Here is a 15,713-nt window from a genome sequence, read left to right as displayed (position 1 = left end):
TGGGGGTACGAATCCTAACCCTGATGCCCCGACGCCCCGGGGCGGACGAACCGCAGCCGTCGGCACCCTCACACCATGACCGCACCCGCCTCCAGCGCGAGCCGCTTCCCCTCGAACCGCCCCCGCAGCGCCCGGTCGTGCGTAACCAGTACCACCGCCCCCGGGTACCCGGCCAGGGCCTCCTCCAGTTCCTCGACCAGGGCGGGGGAGACATGGTTCGTCGGCTCGTCCAGGAGGAGCAGGTCGGCGGGGTCCGAGACCAGGCGGGCGAGGTCGATGCGTCGGCGTTGGCCGTACGAGAGGTCACCGACGCACAGGCGCAGTTCCGCCGGGCGGAAGAGACCGAGACGGAGCAGGGCTTCGGCGTGGTCGTCGGCGGAGCCGGGCCGGCCCAGCGCGAAGGCATCCGCCACCGTCAGCCTCGGCGGCCACCGCGTCTCACCCTGGCGCAGATGGCCGACCGTGCCCGGCACGCGTACCGAGCCCTCGTCCGGCCGCAGCTCACCGGCCAGCAGCCGGATCAGGGTGGTCTTGCCCGCGCCGTTCGGGCCGGTCACCAGCAGCCGGTCGGTTGGGCCGAGGACGAGCGAGTCCAGCCGGAGCCGGCCCCCTACCCGTACCCCGGTGAGCTCGATGGCTTCGCCGGACTCGGCCGCAGTGCGGATGCGGGCTGTGAAGGCCAGCGGGTCGGCAGGCGGAGTCACCGGGTTCGCCGTGAGGCGCTCGACGCGCTCGCGGGCGTTGCGGACGCGGACCATCGCGCCGTGCGCGCGGCCGCGCGCACGGAAGCCGCCGTGGCCGAAGTTGGCCAGCGGCATCTTGCGCGGAATGCCATCGAGGCGGGCGGCGCCGCTCGCTGCCAGCCGCTCGTTACGGGCCAACTCCGCGCGCCACTCCTCGTACTCCCGCAGTCGACGGCGACGGTCGGCGGCCTTGGCGGCCCGGTACCCGGCGTAGCCGTCTCCGTAGCGTGTGATCCTTCCCGCGTCGGCCTCCAGGATCGTGGTGGTCAGACGCTGGAGGAAGACGCGGTCGTGCGTGACGGCGAGCACCGTCCCGCGGTGGGCCCGCAGTTGCTCCTCCAGCCAGGCGACGGCCTCGTCGTCCAGGTCGTTCGTCGGCTCGTCGAGCAGCAGCAGTTCCGGGCGGCCTGCCAGGACCGCGGCCAGGGAGAGGCGGGAGCGCTCGCCGCCGGAGAGCGTGCCGAGGCGGCGATCGCGGGGCAGCGCGGGCAGGCCGAGGTGGTACAGCGCCGTGTCCACACGGTGGTCCGCGCCGTAGCCGCCCCGGACCTCGTAGCGCTCGAGGAGGGCGGCGTACGTGTCGAGGTCACCCCCGTCGCCCAGTGTCTGCTCGACCCGGCACAGCTCCGCCTCCAGCGCGCGAAGGTCCGCGAGCGACAGGTCGATGGCCTCTTGAACGGTGGCGGTCGGTGGGAGCGGGAGGATCTGCGGCAGGTAGCCGATGCCGCCGGCGGCGGTCACGGTCAACTCGCCGTCGTCCGGGCGCTCCTGGCCCGCGATGAGCTTGAGGAGCGTGGACTTGCCGGAGCCGTTGTCGCCGATGAGCCCGGCCTTCTCGCCTGGCTTGAGGGCAAAGGAGACCTGTTCGAGGACGGTGCGGCCGGTGTAGCGCTTGGTGACGCCGCGAAGGGTGAGCTGTGAGGTGCGCATGGGTCGGTCCCTCCTGGCCCGGGGCAGGCCGGAATGAGGCGGATGACTGCACGGCGGGGCGCGACGACGGCGGAGCAGTGCTCTACGCGGTCGGCGCCAGCTGACTCACAGGGAACCCATGGGTACGAAGGTACGGCAGAGCCGGGGACTTGGCAAGACGACACGTCTCGCCTCGCGTATTCACTGTGTGGGCCCCAGGGGCGCACCGCCGCCTCTGTCTCTTCGATGTCCTGGGCCAGTTCGCTGCGACCGATGGCGAGGTGGGCGTCCGCTGATCTCGCTACGTTGCGCTGTGCCTCCCGCTCCAATGCGACTCCGCCGATAGACTGCTCACGGTCGCCGCACCAGGTCAGCCGGGCGCCCGACCCGAAGTCGCAGAACGCTCTGCCCATGCCGAAAAGGGGCGCGGAAGTCCAGGTACCGCATGTTCGTCGCCGTTGTCGTCGCGCTCGCTGCGGGTGCCTGCTTCGCGGTGGCCGGTGTGCTCCAGCAGCGTGCGGCCGGCGTACGGCCGGACCGGGAGTGGATGTCATGGCAACTGTTGTGGCATCTGGTGCGTCGGCCCATGTGGCTGTGCGGTATCGGACTCGCTGTCCTGGCCTACGGCTTCCAGTCCCTGGCACTGGCTTTCGGGCCGCTCAGTCTCGTACAGCCGCTGATCGTCTGTGAACTGGTGTTCGCCGTCCCGCTGTCGGCACGCCTGTTCCGGGCACGACTGGGGGCCAGGGAGTGGTTCGGCACCCTCGCTGTGACGGCGGGCCTGGCGACGGCCCTGGTCACCGCTCGCCCGCACGGCGGTGATCCGGCGGTGGCCGACCTCGGCCGGTGGGCGATGGCCCTCGGCGCGGTCGCTGCCACGGTGGCCGGTGCTCTGCTGGCCCGTCGGTTCGTGTTCCGGGCCTGGCGTGCGTCCTTCATGGCGCTGGCGGGCGGTGCGGTGATGGGGTTTCAGTCGGTGTTGCTCGCCGCCACTGTCGCCCGTATGGAGCAGGGGCTCGGCCCGGTTTTCTCAGCCTGGCAGACCTACCTGCTTGTCGTCGCCAGCATCGCGGGACTGCTGCTCATCCAGAGCGCGTTCCAGGAAGGTCCACTGGCTGCCACGGTTACGGTGATCGATACGGCCGAACCACTTGTCGCCGTGGTGGTCGGCGCGACTCTGTTCGGCGAAACACTCGACATCGGCTGGCCGGTGACCGCGCTCACCTTGTTGGGGGTGGCTGCCACCGTTGTCGGCATCGTGTCCCTGGACACCTCTGAAGTGGTGGCAGCATTGCACGAGCAGCAGGCGGCGCAACGACGAGCGTCCTCCCCGTCGGAGGAGGCCCGGAGCGCAGGCCGGCAGCGGTGAGCCGCTGGCGCCTCGCACAGATGCATCGACTCCCGGGTACGACAGGCCCGAGTCGGGTACCCCTGGCCCATGCCCTTCCTCCGGTGTTCACCGTTGGGTCCCGCTCTGCGACCTCCTGACGTGCCCTCCGTCGCTGTCCTGGTGGAACTGTTCAGGAGCGGCTCGGCGGGCGGGCACGTGAAGTGCTGGGAGCGGTTCGCGGAGGCGGCGGCACGTCGCGCCGTCGGCTCGGACGACATCGACCTGACCGTCTACGTACTCGGACGGCGCGAGGGCGTCGAGGAGCTCTCGCCACGGGTGCGGTTCATCTCCTTGCGGCCGGTGTTCAGCGCCAGAGCCCTCATGCCCGGGATGAGCGGCGTCGACGTCACGGATCTTTCTCCGTTCCACCCTCGTCTCGCCGGACTGCTGCCACGGCACGACATCTGGCACCTCACGCATGCCTTCGCCTTCTCCTCGACGGCGGTTCGCCTCTTTCGCAGTACCGCACCGCCGCAGCGGCCGGGGCTCATCTGCTCCGTGCACTCCGATGTTCCGCTGCTGGCGTCCGTCTACGCCCGCCAGGCCCTCGCCAAGGTGCCAGGTTTGTCCCGGTGGGCGCACCGCCCCGGGAGCGGCCTGCCGGATGCGGTGCGGAGACTGGCGCGGCGCCGGCACGAGAGGTTGCTGCGCATGTGTGACCGGGTGTTGGCTGCCTCTCCGGGCGGGCTGGAGGAGATCAGCGCGGTGACCGGCCCCGACCGGGTCTCGATGCTGCGGCGAGGTGTCGATCACGAGCGGTTCCGGCCCGACCCGGCGGCAAGGGGAGAACTGGTCCGTCGCCACCGCGTCCCCGCGGACCGGCCGCTGGTACTTTTCGTCGGCCGGGTGGACGACTCCAAGCGTGCTGTACTCGCCGCGGAAGCGGTTCATCGACTCAGACGACGGGGCCGTGCGGTCCATCTGGTCGTGGTCGGCTCCGGTACGGACGAGGACCGCGTCGCCAGACTGCTGGGTCCGGACGTGACGCGGCTGGGGCCACAGCCGCAGCACCTGCTGAACCGGGTGTACGCAGGTTGTGATGTCTTCGTCTTCCCGTCGCACACCGAGACCGTCGGCAACGTCGTCGCCGAGGCGATGGCCAGCCGCCTGCCTGTACTCCTGCCGGAGGGCGCCCACACCACACAGTGGCTGGCCGAGCCCGGCCGGGACGGCATCGTAGTGGAGCACGACACCCCTCAGGGCTGGGCCAGGGCGTTGGAGGATCTGCTCGCGCACCCACAGGCGCGGGTGGCCATGGGGGAGCGAGCAGCGGCGACGGCGCGGCTCCGGCACCCGAGCTGGACCCAGGTGTTCGAAGAGGATCTGCTACCCGTGTGGCACCGGACCGCGAGACGGCATCAGACGGTGTGAGCCCGGTTCCGGCGGCTGCGGTGAAAGTCGGGTGCGAGCTGCCCTGCTCCACAGTCATGATGTCGATCATGACTGTGTACGCCGATAGGCCAGCCCGGCTGGGGGAGAGCCGTCTGTCCGACGGCCGGTTGCTCGGCTGGGCCGAGTGGGGTCCTTCGGACGGGGTGCCCGTTCTGCTGTGTCCGGGCGCGGCGACGAGCCGGTGGCTCGGTTTCGGCGCGGGCGTCGTCGAGGTACTGGGAGCGCGTCTCGTCTCGGTGGATCGCCCGGGACTCGGTGTCTCGACACCCGCGCCCGGACGCGGTTTCTCCGACTTCGCCGGGGACATGCGTCAGCTCTGCGCGATGCGAGGTCTGGGGCGCCCGGCGGTTGTCGGGAACTCGCAAGGCGCGCCGTTCGCTCTCGCCTGCGCTGCGGAAGGGGTCGCCTCAGCGCTGGCGGTCGTCTCCGGTGCGGACGAGGTCGCTGCGCCGGAGTGCGCTGCTGTTCTGGAGCCGGAGCTGCGCGGCCTGGTTGAGCGGACTGCCCGCGATCCGGCCGGTGCCGAGGCGTTCTTCGTGGGCTTCACCGCGGAGGCGATGTGGGGCATGGTCATGGCCCAGAGTCCGGAGTGCGACCTTGCCGTGTACCAGGACCCTGATTTCGCGGCTGCCTACCGCAAGGCTCTGGACGAGGCATTCGTGCAGGGGGCCGGCGGCTAAGCCCGCGACACGGTTCTGGCCATGGGACGGTGGCCGTTCGCGCTCGACCGGATCGCAGTCCCGGCCGACGTCTGGTATGGCGAGCGGGACACCAGCCACTCGCCCGACAACGGTGCACTGCTCGCGACCCGCATCCCCGGTGCTCGGCACCATGTCGTGCCGGGGATCGGCGGGGCGCTGCTATGGACACATGCCGAGTCGATCCTCTCCCGGCTCCTCAGCCGGCTGGCAGAGGCGGACGGTTGAAAACGTCCAGGCTGCCGTAGCGTGCTGGGACGGGGCAGCGCGCTGCGAGGCTCCGTATCGCCGGTCATTGGTGTGGCTTGCAACACGTTCAACGCATCCGCGCCGATGACGGGTTGCTCTCCTTCGCTCGCCCCGGGCCGCCGGTCGGCCCTGCTCATCCCGTCACCCCAGGTGGTAGCGGGCCTCAGGTGCGACCGTGGCGAGTCGGTCCTCCATCAGCCCCCGCAGGCGCGGGCCCACCCGGGCCCTGGTCGTGGCCAGGAGCTCGTCCGCTCGGACCCGCAGCTCTTCGGCGCGCTCACCGCCCCGCAGGGTTCCGAGACGTACCCTCGTCTGGAGACGGCGGCTGTCGACCCACTCGGACCCGCGCACCCGAGCGCCATGCCCCCGGCCCCGTCCGTGCCCCAGGACTGTGACGTCTACCTGCTGCGAGCGGTCCTGCACACCTTCTCCGACGAGGCGGCCGCTGCCGTGCTGCGCCGAGTGCGGCAGGCCATCGGCAAGCGGAAGGCCCGCCTTGTCGTTCTCGACCACGTTGTCGCCTCGGCGACGGCTGGGACCCCGCGAAGATCCTCGGCATCGACATGCTGGCCGTCTACGGCGGACTCTGCCGTGATGCCGCCCAGTGGGGGCGGCTCTGCAGGAGGCCGGCTTCACGATGGTGGAGCAGCGCGGTCTGGGCACCGGGCAGGAACCGCCTGGCCACGGGGCCCACGCAGCAGCCGAACCGGCCGCTTGGCCGCTGCTGGCGGCCCGGCCCGCGGCCGAGACGCACTCGCCCTCCGGCCCCCGCTGAGCGCGGACCGTGCGTACGAAGGGGCTCCGGGAACCGACCGCACCTGGAGCCCCTTCGCCGCGCAACGCCACGAGGCGAGCCTCAGCCCGCGCCCCGCCCGCTCGGCGCTTCCGCTTCGCCGGTCTGCAAGCGCCACAGGGCGCCCAGTAATCACCCCCAGGTGCGCGTGGGCGAGGTCGTACCGTCCGTGCAGTGAGTCGGGAAGGCAGCTGCTGTCTGCCTCGACGAAGTGACTGGGAAATCGCATTGTTCGGCCAGCGCGCGCCCTGTCCTCAAGGCCGTGGGGGAGAGACCGATGCCCGTCACCCGTGCTCCCCGCCGGGCGAGAGAAATACAGCTGAAGCCGATGTGGCACTGAACAACTGCGACATCATGAAGGGCTCCGCGCAGCAAGGCAATGAATCGTAAAACCCAAGACGGCATGTTGATATGACGAACCATGCGCCGCGAAGCTCTTGGACCGCCGCAGGCACTCCACTCACCGATTGAGATCAGTTCTCATGCTGCTCCCGGTCGGTGAGGGCCACCGCGATGGCGCTCACGAAGGCTTCCGGGTTGTCCAGCATGATGTTGTGTCCGCAATCCGGGATCGGGACGACGGACACACCCGCCTCGGTGAGAGCGTCGGCGCCCGGGAGGGGGCCATCGGCCTCGGGCAGCAGGTACGTGCGGGGTATCTTCAAATCGAGCAAGAGTTCGCGCATGGTGGGGACGGTTCCGCGGGTGAGATGGACCGCGCTGCGATGCAGGGCTTCCCGGCCGGCCAGGCGCATCGTGGACCACCAGTGCGCACCGACGCGGTCACGGACCTCTTCCCATCCGCCCGCCAGGAACTCCTGCTCGGGGTACGAGGCGATGCCGCTGCTGCTCGCCGAGTCGATCGTGGGCGGTATCGGGTCGAGGTTGGCGTCGACCAGGACCAACCGGGAGACCAAGGAAGGGTGACGGTCGGCCAGGACGATGGCCACTGAGCCGCCCATGCTGTGCGCGATCAGCTCGGCACCCATGACACCCGCGCTGGTCAGAGCAGTAGCGAGTGCGTCGGCATGTGATTCCAGGGCGTAGTCGAAGTCCGTCGGGCGGTCGCTGATGCCGTGACCCAACAAGTCGATCAGCAGTGACCGGCGGCCGGCCAGCAGAGGATGAACCGCGACCTCCGTGAAGTAGGCGGGCGATGTAGCGCCCAGGCCGTGCACGTACACGCGCGGCGGCTCCTGTCCGGGCACCCCGGGCAGTTCGACCCAGCGGATGCGATCACCCTTGGGTGTTACGGCGACGCTGCGCATGGTCTGCTCTCCTCGGTCGAGATCGATGGAGAGACGAGAGTAGCTACCGAGGCTGCATGCACCACCGCTGCTCCCCTCCTCGGCGCCCCCGCCGAGCCGGACCATGCAGAGCGTGGCCTGAGGTGCCGCCAGCCAGTCCAGCTGATCACGGCTGCTCGGTCGCCCCCCGTCGAAAGATGTGGAATTCAACGCCTGCGCCAGGTGCGTTTGGCGCGAAGGAGCACAGGTGCGCAGCCGCTCGGAAGGCCCTGCGCAGCGAATCGCACACGGTCTCGGTCGTGGTCCCCACGGGCGAAGCCACCGGCGACCGGCGTTCGGGGCCTGCTCTCGGGCACGTCCTGGGTCCTGCTCGCAGGTACGACAGGGCTCGCGTCGTGGTGCGCGGCGGTTCCCGCCAGCTGGACCAGCCGCTGCACAGCCCGGATACACAGCCGCGCCATATACGCGCGGTCCCTGCTGATCGCGGCGCCGTGCACGCGTGTGACGTGCGTATACGCGATATGCGGATACCGCTCGCCGCGCGGGCGTCCGGCCCGGCCAGCCGCGCGACTCACCCCTCTGGGCGGTGCCGGGACGACAGGGGAGCGGGAGCCCGCGAGGATGGCAGACAGCGGGCCCTCGGTCGCATCAATGGATTGTTGGCACCTGCCGTGGCCCGTGACCGCAGAGCGGTACCCCCGCTGTAAGGGAGAGGTATGACCGAGACCGACTCCGAGCGGGCCGGCAGTGGTCGGCAGCCGGTACACCACAGCCCGGATTCCGGCCTCAGTCCGGGATCCGGCCTCCTCGACCTGAGACGTGTCGGCGCCCATCCGGACTTCTGGTACCCCGTCGCGCTGTCCCGGAAGGTACGTACCGGCCGGGCGGTCGCAACCGCGTTCGCCGGAGAGCGCATCGCGCTCTACCGCACGGAGAGCGGCACCGTCCACGCGCTGGAGGACCGCTGCGCCCACCGGCAGGTGCCGCTGAGCATGGGCGTCGTGGAAGGCGAGACACTCCGTTGCTGCTATCACGCCTGGGCCTACCGTGGCGACGGTCGCATCTCACAGATCCCGTATCTGTCGAAGGGGGACGGCCGGCCGCCGCGCGGCGTGCGCGGCTACCCCGTTCGTGAGGCATACGGGCTGGTGTTCGTCTTTCCGGGGGACCCGGAGAAGGCGGCGCTCACCGCGTTGCCCGAGCTGCCGGCGTTCGGCTCGCCGGCGTACAAGACGATGTCCTTCTCCCGGACGGTGCACTGCCACTACTCGTTCATGCACGAGAACCTGCTGGACATGAACCACCAGTTCCTTCATCGAGGCGTGGTCGGCAAGCTCCACCCCCAGCTGCTGGATTCCCGGACGCAAGCGCGATCGGTGGAGGCCAGTTACTTGTTCAAGCACGTCGGCGGAAAGCGGAACCGTGGCGCCGAGTTGCTGGCCACCGAGGGCACCGGACGCAGAGGTTCCGCCGACGTCTTGACCATCCGCACGGACTACCCGTACCAGACGCTCGACCTCGTTCCGCAGAATGCCGAACGCCCGGCCTTCCGTCTGTGGGCCGCATACGTGCCCGAAGATGCCGAGCAGCGCACCTGTCACGCCTACGGCCTCCTCATGATCGCCAAGCCCCGGGTCCCCGGCGCTCTTCACCTGGCCTGGCCGCTCATCAGGCGCTTCACCGAGCGCGTGTTCGCCGAGGACCGGATGGCCGTCGAGGCCGAGCAACGGGCGTGGGAGGAACAGGGCGAGGACCGCAACCACGAGGTCTTCCCGCTGATCCTGGACGTCCGCAAGGTCCTGCGTGCCAACGGCGTCCCACTGGTCCCCAGCGGTGGAACAGCCAGGTGCGGCTCCGCCCCGGGGGCATGAGCAGCGTCCCCGCCACTGTCGCTCGTCTTCAACCGTTCAAACCCGCGCGGCGGGTGCCAGGTCGCGCTGGTACCAAGTGCCTGGCTTCCCGCCGAGTTCGGCTGGATCGGCCGGACCGGCCGCGACGAACCCGGCCTTGATCAGCACCTTCTGGGACGCGACATTCCCGTGGGCGGTAGCCGCCCGCAGTGTGCTCAGCCGGTAGCGCACTGCCGCCAGGCGGCACAGCTTCAGAACAGTCGCGGTCGTTACGCCGCAGCCGGCCACGTGCTGCGCGACCCGGTAGCCGAGTACGGCAGTACCGTCCTCGAAGTCGTACAGATTGAACCGGCCCAGCACCGAACCGTCCTCGGCGACGAGCACGTGGAAAGCGCAGATGCCGGCTTCCTGCTCAGCCAGCAAGGCGCTGAACCGGTCGGTGAACCGGTCGAAGAAGTCGTCGCCGCGGTCCGGGACCGAGGCAGCGAAGTAGGCGCGGTTCGCCAGCTCGAAGGCCAGGACCGCCGGGGCATGACCAGCATCCAGCTGCTTCAGCTCGGGCACTGCCCGGACTTTACCCGGACGGTGCGCCGAGGCCACCCGAGTTTCCGCCGGCGGTCTACGGCCGGGGCATCAGGCGCCAACAGTCCCGTCGACCGCCTCACGCAGAAAGTCCGCGTGTCCGTTGTGGCGGCCGTACTCCAGGAGCACGTGCACCATCACCATCCGCAGTGACACCTCCTCGCCCCATCGTGGCTGGTACCCGGCCCGGTCCAGGGACTCGGTCTCCCGCTCGATGCGCCGCGAGTTCTCCACCTCGGCCTCCCAGGCCGCGAACGCCTCCTCCCTGGTCGACGCGCTCGCGTCGTACGCCGCCTGGAAGTCGATCTCGTCGGACCAGACCATGGGCGCGTCATTGTCCTCGAACGCTCGACGGAACCAAGCACGCTCCACCTCCGCCATGTGCCTCACCAGACCGAGCAGCGAAAGCGTCGATGGCGGCACGGACTGCTGCCGGAGCTCCTCGGCGGTAAGCCCTTCGCACTTCATGGCGAGGGTCGCACGGTGATACTCGAGGAAGGCCCGGAGCATGTCGCGTTCCGTGCCAAATCTGGGCGGCCCTATGCGATTGTCGCTGGTCACTGGTCGCACTCCTCAGTCTTTGCCTGTGCTGGTGGCCAGTATCCGTTCCGTGAGGGCCAAGCGTGCCCCGGCAGTGGACCTGTTGACTTCAAGCATGGTTGAACCCTTAACGTCTCCCCGGCCAGGCCCTACCACCAGTGGGTAACGGAGAATGCAGCCGCCTTCCGCTGACTCGCCCAGCACCCCCGTTGCAGGGGCGGCTCCTGGCCAGTGCCGGGGGCTGCGCTCGCCCGAGCCTGCAGTGTCAGCCGCTCGTTCCGGCCTTCAGGCGTGCCGTGGGTACCACGAGGGAGGCGGTGAACGGGTGGGTCGGTTCCGTGAGGAGGCGCTGGGCCGGGCCCTGTTCGACGACTTCTCCGGCGTCGAGGACGGCGATGCGGTGGGCCAGAGCCGCGGTGTCCAGGTCGTGGGTGATCAGGATCAGCGACAGGTCGTCGCGGTCGTGGAGCAGAGTGGTGAGGATGTCGAGGATGCCGCGGCGGCTGATCGTGTCGAGGCCGGAGGTGATCTCGTCACAGACGAGCACGCGAGGATGGGCGAGCAGTGCGCGGGCGAGCGCGGCACGCTGGAGTTCGCCGCCGGAAAGCCGCCCGGCGCTTCTGCCGGACAGGTCCGCCGGCAGTCCGAGGCGAGCCAGGGTGGTAAGAGCCTCCTGCCTGGCTGCGTCGGCGTCGGTGCCGCGCAGCCGGATCGCGGTACGGGCGACCTGGTGGAGTACGGGTCGGTGCTCGTCGAACGCGGCGCGCGCGTCCTGGAAGACGTACTGCACGGCGGCCAGTTGTGTGCGGCTGCGGTTGCGCAGGCTGCGTGGCAGGGCGACGTCGTCGAGGAGAACCTCTCCGTCGTGATCGCGGTGGAGCCCGGCGATGCAGCGGGCGAGGGTGGTCTTGCCGCTGCCGGAGCGCCCGACGACGGCAAGGCATTCGCCCGGGGCCACGTCGAGTTCGGGGGTACGCAGCACCGTGGTCGTGCCGCGTGCCCCGTCGCGGTGGTGGGCGGCGAGGCCGCGTATCCGGAGAACGGGACGGCCGGGGGTGCCGACCGCGGTCTCCGGCTCGGTGAACCCGGGTCGCTCGACGAGCAGTTCCTGCGTCCATGCGTGCTGGGGCGCGGCCCACAGGCGCGCTGCCGGGCCGGACTCCACGACCCGGCCCTGCCGCATCACGACCACGTCGTCGGCGAGGGCCCGTACGACGTCGAGGTCGTGGCTGAGCAGGATGACGGCGATGCCGCGTGCCGCGACGGCTGCCAGTTGGTCGACGACGCGGCTCTTGGTGAGCCGGTCCTGGCCGGTGGTGGGTTCGTCGGCGACGATGACGGGGGCACCGAGCAGCAGAGCCTGGGCGAGGACGACGCGCTGCTGCTGGCCGCCGGAGAGCTGGTGCGGGTAGCGCCGCAACAGGACTTCTGCTGCGGGGAGTTGAGCATCGGCCAGCGCCTGCAGGACGCGGCCGCGGATCGCGGAGCGGCGTCTGCCGCGGGGCAGGTGGCCCACCTGGGCCCGCGCGATGTCGGTCAGGAGCGCGGAGATGCGACGGGCGGGGTTCAAGACGGCCGCCGGGTGCTGGGGGATGTAGCCCACCAGGCCGTCGGCTGCCAGGCGAACGTCGCCGGTGACGCGGGCGCCGGACGGGTACTCACCGAGCAGGGCCAGGCCGGTGGTGGTCTTGCCGCTGCCGGAGGCGCCGACCAGTGCCGTGACCCTGCCGGGTACGGCCTTCAGGCTCACTCCATCGACGATCGTACTGCCGTCGACCTCGACCCGCAGGTCGCGGACCTCGGCCACGGGCTCGTCGGCGGTGCCGCCGGCACGTGAGGATGCGGTGGCGTTCTCGTGGTTCATGGGCGCGCTTCACTCCCTGCCCGGTTGCGGAGGGTCTCGGTCGTCTCCGGACGCTCCGTGCCCCGGGGCCGGCCGCTGCGGCGGTCCCCCGCCAGCGCGGCGTCGAAGAGGAGATTGGTGCCCATCGTCAAGGCCACGATCAGCAGCGCCGGGACGACAACCGCCCACGGCTGGACGAACAGGCCGGTGCGGTTGCGGTCGACCATGACCGCCCAATCGGCGGCGTCCGGGGCGACCCCGACACCGAGGAACGCGGCTGTGGCGACCAGATACAGCACGCCGGTCAGGCGGGTGCCGGCATCGGCGGCCAGGGGGCGCAGTATGGAGCGGCCGACATAGCCGACGGCCATGCGCCACCACGTCTCGCCCTGCATGCGCAGCGCCTCGACCGCGGGACGGGCGGCGGCCTCGGCGGCGGCTGCGCGTACGAGGCGTGCCGCGTCGGGCACGTTGACCAGCGCTACCAGCAGCGCGAGTCCGGCGACGCCGGGGGAGAAGACCGTTGCGGCCAGCAGGATCAGCAGCAGGGAGGGGACGGCGAGCAGGACGTCCAGGGGCCGCATCAGCAACTCTTCCAGCCATCGGCGGTGGGTGAGCGCGCTGACCAGTCCTACCGGGAGCGCGACGAGATAGGCGAGCGTGGTCGCGGCGAGAGCGGTCAGCACCACGGGGCGGCCGCCGTGGAGCACCTGCAGCCATACGTCGCGGCCGACGAAGTCGGTTCCGAGCCAGTGGCCCTCGCCCACGGTGAAGGACGCGGTCCGCGGGCCCGGGTCACCCGCGAGAGCCGGGCCGAGGAGGGCGAGCGCGAGGGGTACGGCGATGACGGCGAGACCGAATGCGAAGCGGCCCATGCGCGGCTTTTTCACGCTGCCACCCCGGCCCGTGGCGCGAGGCGGTGGGCGACAAGGTCGGCACCGAGGTTGAGTGCGACGGTCAGGACGCCGAACACCACGGCGAGGCCCTGCACCACCGGCACGTCGCGTTCGGCGACGGCGTTGAGCAGCACGGTGCCGAGTCCGGGGATCACGTACAGGGCCTCCACGACGATGACGCCGGACAGCAGCCAGTCGATGGTGCGGGCGAGCTGCTGAGTGGCGGGGGCGAGGGCATTGGGCAGCGCGTGGGCGTAGCGGATGCGGGCGCCGGTGACGCCGTAGCGGCGGGCCTGTGACACGTACGGTGAGGCGAGCGCGTCGATCATGCCGGCGCGCATCAGACGGGCGAGCGAGCACACCGGGCGGGAGAGCAGGACGAGTACGGGCAGCATCAGCGCGGCGGGGTGACCGAGCAGGTCGGTGCCGAAGCCGACCGCGGTCGGCGGCAGCCAGCCCAGCTGGAGCGCGAAGACGGTCACCAGCAGCACTCCGAGGGCGAACTCGGGCACCGCGTAGACGGCGAGCGTCACAGAGCTGATCAGCCGGTCGACGAGGCGCCCTTCGTGGCGGGCGGCCAGCACCCCGAGGCCGAAGCCGACCGGGACGAGCACCGCCACGGTGAGCGCGGCCAGCAGCAGGGTGGGGCCGAAGCCGTCGGCGATGTACTGGCTGACCGGGCGGCCTGAGGCCAGGGAGGTGCCGAGGTCGCCGTGCAGGAGCCCCATCGCCCAGTCACCCAGCCGTTCCCACGCCGGCCGGTCCAGGTGCATCGCCTCGCGGATCGCGGCGATCCGGGCCGGGTCGGGGTCGTCACCGGCCAGGGCGACCGCGGCGTCGCCCGGCAGCGCCTCGGTGAGCGTGAAGACCAGCAGCACGACGGCCACGGTCTGCACGACGCCGAGGAGTAGCCGCCGGGCGACGAAGGAGCGCAGTGCGGTCACGCGAGCCACACCTTGTCGAAGCGTGCCCAGTCGAGCGTGTTGGCGGGTGCCTTGCGCTCGACGCCCTTCACTGTGCGTGCCGTGCCGAGAATCCAGTCGGCGAAGCCCCAGACCAGGAAGCCGCCCTCGGTGTACAGGCGGCGCTGCATGCGCTCGTACACGGCGGCCCGCTCCTTCTTGTCGCGGGTGGACTGCACCTGCTGGTAGAGCGCGTCGAAATCCTTGTGCTTCCACTTGGTGGCGTTGGTGGTGGAGTCGGTGAGCAGGCGCTGGGAGACGTGGGACTCGATGGGCATGGCGCCGGAGCGGTAACAGCACAGGGTGCCGCCGTCGAGGATGTCGTTCCAGTACGAGTCCTTGCTGCCCATCTTGACGTCGAGGGTGACGCCCGCCTTCTTCGCCTGGTCGCGGAAGATGCTGGCGGCCTCGGTGAACCCGGCGGCGACCGCCGAGGTGTCGAGGGTGACCTTCAGATTCTCGGCGCCGGCCTTCTTGAGCAGCACGCGGGCGCGGTCGAGATCCTGTTCGCGTTGGGGGAGGCTGTCGGCGTAGTACTCGTAGCCCTTGCCGAACAGGTCGTTGCCGATCTCGCCGGCGCCGGACAGGGCCCCGCGTACGAGCTCCTCGCGGTCGGCGATGAGGAAGAACGCCTCACGCACCCTCTTGTCGTCGAAGGGTGCCCGGTCGGTCTTCATGCAGAAAGCCTGCATGGCGCTGTTGCGCAGGCGCACGATCCCGATCTGCCCCCTGCCCTCATGGGCGCGGGCCGTGGTGGGGTTGAGCTCGTGTGCGTACTCCACCTGCCCGCCGAGGAGTGCGTTGACGCGGGCCGACTCCTCGTTGGCGACGATGAACTCGAGCTCGTCGAGGTGGGGGGCGCCGTCCCAGTACTCCTCGTAGCGGCGGAACACGGCCGAGCGGCCGGGGGCGAAGGAGACGAAGCGGAAGGGGCCGGAGCCGATCGGCTTCTTGTCGAAGTCGGTGGCGTTCTCGGGCACGATGTAGGCGCCGAACGCGGCTAGGACGTTGGGGAATTCGGCCGTGGGCCGCTTCAGCACGAACTCGACGCTGCGCCGCCCGGTGGGGCGGCTGGCGTCGAGGTCGATCGGTTCGAGGGATGCCTTGGCGCGGAACGCCTTCTTCGGGTCGGCGATCCGCCGGTAGCTGTAGAGCACGTCCTGCGCGGTGACCGGCCTGCCGTCGTGGAAGGTGGCCTTGCGCAGGGTGACCTGCCAGCGGTCCAGTGCCTTGTTGGCCTCCCACTTCTCGGCGAGGCGGGGCTGCGCGGACAGGTCGGCGCCGTAGTCGGCGAGCTTGTCGAAGAGCGCTTTGGCGCGGGCGACGTCGGCGAAGAGGTTGGAAAGGTGCGGGTCGAGGGTCTCGCCGGCGCCGCCGCCCGCGAACGCGGCGCGCAGCCGCCCGCCTCTCTTCGGTTTCCCGTCGCCTCCGCTGCCCCCGTCGCGGGCGCCGCCACCGCACCCGGTGAGGGCGAGGGCGCCGAGCGAGGCGGCGCCTGTGACGGCTGTGGCGGCGAGGAAGCCGCGGCGGCGCAGGCCCGGAAAGCTCTCTGCGAAGGGAGCGGAGGAGGGGAGAGGCCGGGGGGATTCGTCGTGCATGCGGGTTTCCTCACGGTGGGT

The 15,713-nt window shown here is 70.6% G+C and carries 14 protein-coding genes and 1 pseudogene; 5 read left to right on the top strand and 10 right to left on the bottom strand.

Annotated features, from left to right (window positions below):
* Positions 1-68 precede the first annotated feature (68 nt).
* Entirely contained in the window at positions 69-1,673 is a 1,605-nt protein-coding gene (locus JW592_RS00515; RefSeq protein ID WP_209262796.1) for a TlrC/CarA/OleB/SrmB family ABC-F type ribosomal protection protein, read from the bottom strand.
* Between the two features lie 424 nt (positions 1,674-2,097).
* Here JW592_RS00515 and JW592_RS00510 point away from each other — a divergent pair, with 424 nt between their 5' ends.
* From JW592_RS00510 to JW592_RS00500, 3 genes and pseudogenes are all read left to right on the top strand, one after another.
* Positions 2,098-3,021: a DMT family transporter gene (locus JW592_RS00510; protein ID WP_209262795.1), complete on the top strand. Its 924-nt coding sequence runs from the start codon at positions 2,098-2,100 to the stop codon at positions 3,019-3,021.
* 120 nt (positions 3,022-3,141) lie between these two features.
* Positions 3,142-4,413, top strand: a complete 1,272-nt coding sequence (locus tag JW592_RS00505; RefSeq protein WP_307805242.1) for a glycosyltransferase — start codon at positions 3,142-3,144, stop codon at positions 4,411-4,413.
* 68 nt (positions 4,414-4,481) lie between these two features.
* Positions 4,482-5,360: pseudogene (locus JW592_RS00500) on the top strand (alpha/beta fold hydrolase).
* 162 nt (positions 5,361-5,522) lie between these two features.
* Here the strand turns inward: JW592_RS00500 and JW592_RS00495 are convergent.
* Positions 5,523-5,894, bottom strand: coding sequence for a hypothetical protein (locus JW592_RS00495; RefSeq protein WP_209262793.1), 372 nt, complete (start codon positions 5,892-5,894; stop codon positions 5,523-5,525).
* Here JW592_RS00495 and JW592_RS33495 point away from each other — a divergent pair.
* Positions 5,784-6,389 (top strand): hypothetical protein, encoded by a 606-nt coding sequence (locus JW592_RS33495; protein WP_372446438.1) that lies wholly within the window; start codon positions 5,784-5,786, stop codon positions 6,387-6,389. The two genes, JW592_RS00495 and JW592_RS33495, sit on opposite strands and share 111 nt — an antisense overlap.
* A gap of 258 nt (positions 6,390-6,647) precedes the next feature.
* Here the strand turns inward: JW592_RS33495 and JW592_RS00485 are convergent, their stop codons facing one another.
* Both JW592_RS00485 and JW592_RS33490 read right to left on the bottom strand, forming a co-directional pair.
* Entirely contained in the window at positions 6,648-7,442 is a 795-nt protein-coding gene (locus JW592_RS00485; protein WP_209262791.1) for an alpha/beta fold hydrolase, read from the bottom strand.
* Positions 7,443-7,627: 185 nt separating this feature from the next.
* Positions 7,628-8,254, bottom strand: a complete 627-nt coding sequence (locus JW592_RS33490) for an acyl-CoA dehydrogenase family protein (RefSeq protein ID WP_372446435.1) — start codon at positions 8,252-8,254, stop codon at positions 7,628-7,630.
* Here JW592_RS33490 and JW592_RS00475 point away from each other — a divergent pair.
* Positions 8,138-9,292, top strand: coding sequence for a Rieske 2Fe-2S domain-containing protein (locus tag JW592_RS00475; RefSeq protein WP_209262789.1), 1,155 nt, complete (start codon positions 8,138-8,140; stop codon positions 9,290-9,292). The two genes, JW592_RS33490 and JW592_RS00475, sit on opposite strands and share 117 nt — an antisense overlap.
* A 36-nt stretch (positions 9,293-9,328) precedes the next feature.
* Here the strand turns inward: JW592_RS00475 and JW592_RS00470 are convergent, their stop codons facing one another.
* From JW592_RS00470 to JW592_RS00445, 6 genes are all read right to left on the bottom strand, one after another.
* Positions 9,329-9,835 carry a GNAT family N-acetyltransferase gene (locus JW592_RS00470; protein WP_209262788.1) on the bottom strand — a complete coding sequence of 169 codons (507 nt, stop codon included), beginning with the start codon at positions 9,833-9,835 and terminating at the stop codon, positions 9,329-9,331.
* A 69-nt stretch (positions 9,836-9,904) separates the two neighbouring features.
* Entirely contained in the window at positions 9,905-10,414 is a 510-nt protein-coding gene (locus tag JW592_RS00465) for a DinB family protein (protein ID WP_209262787.1), read from the bottom strand.
* 244 nt (positions 10,415-10,658) lie between these two features.
* Positions 10,659-12,257 carry an ABC transporter ATP-binding protein gene (locus tag JW592_RS00460; RefSeq protein WP_209262786.1) on the bottom strand — a complete coding sequence of 533 codons (1,599 nt, stop codon included), beginning with the start codon at positions 12,255-12,257 and terminating at the stop codon, positions 10,659-10,661.
* Positions 12,254-13,111, bottom strand: coding sequence for an ABC transporter permease (locus JW592_RS00455; protein WP_209262785.1), 858 nt, complete (start codon positions 13,109-13,111; stop codon positions 12,254-12,256). Before JW592_RS00455 ends, JW592_RS00460 begins: the two co-directional genes overlap by 4 nt.
* A gap of 11 nt (positions 13,112-13,122) precedes the next feature.
* Positions 13,123-14,076, bottom strand: a complete 954-nt coding sequence (locus JW592_RS00450) for an ABC transporter permease (protein ID WP_209262784.1) — start codon at positions 14,074-14,076, stop codon at positions 13,123-13,125.
* Positions 14,073-15,692 (bottom strand): ABC transporter substrate-binding protein, encoded by a 1,620-nt coding sequence (locus JW592_RS00445; RefSeq protein WP_209262783.1) that lies wholly within the window; start codon positions 15,690-15,692, stop codon positions 14,073-14,075. The genes JW592_RS00450 and JW592_RS00445 overlap by 4 nt, the downstream gene beginning before the upstream one ends.
* Positions 15,693-15,713 lie beyond the last annotated feature (21 nt).

Source organism: Streptomyces spirodelae (assembly GCF_017676385.1).
Classification (GTDB): Bacteria; Actinomycetota; Actinomycetes; order Streptomycetales; family Streptomycetaceae; genus Streptomyces; species Streptomyces spirodelae.
The sequence above is the reverse complement of the archived record's forward strand: the minus strand, read 5'-3'. Positions and strand labels throughout refer to the sequence as shown.

Bases quoted from the DNA above. Each gene is read 5' to 3' on its own strand.
- JW592_RS00515 (WP_209262796.1), bottom strand. From the start codon at position 1,673: ATGCGCACCTCACAGCTCACCCTTCGCGGCGTCACCAAGCGCTACACC.
- JW592_RS00510 (WP_209262795.1), top strand. From the start codon at position 2,098: ATGTTCGTCGCCGTTGTCGTCGCGCTCGCTGCGGGTGCCTGCTTCGCG.
- JW592_RS00485 (WP_209262791.1), bottom strand. From the start codon at position 7,442: ATGCGCAGCGTCGCCGTAACACCCAAGGGTGATCGCATCCGCTGGGTC.
- JW592_RS00475 (WP_209262789.1), top strand. From the start codon at position 8,138: ATGACCGAGACCGACTCCGAGCGGGCCGGCAGTGGTCGGCAGCCGGTA.
- JW592_RS33490 (WP_372446435.1), bottom strand. From the start codon at position 8,254: ATGGGCGCCGACACGTCTCAGGTCGAGGAGGCCGGATCCCGGACTGAG.
- JW592_RS00460 (WP_209262786.1), bottom strand. From the start codon at position 12,257: ATGAACCACGAGAACGCCACCGCATCCTCACGTGCCGGCGGCACCGCC.
- JW592_RS00455 (WP_209262785.1), bottom strand. From the start codon at position 13,111: ATGGGCCGCTTCGCATTCGGTCTCGCCGTCATCGCCGTACCCCTCGCG.
- JW592_RS00445 (WP_209262783.1), bottom strand. From the start codon at position 15,692: ATGCACGACGAATCCCCCCGGCCTCTCCCCTCCTCCGCTCCCTTCGCA.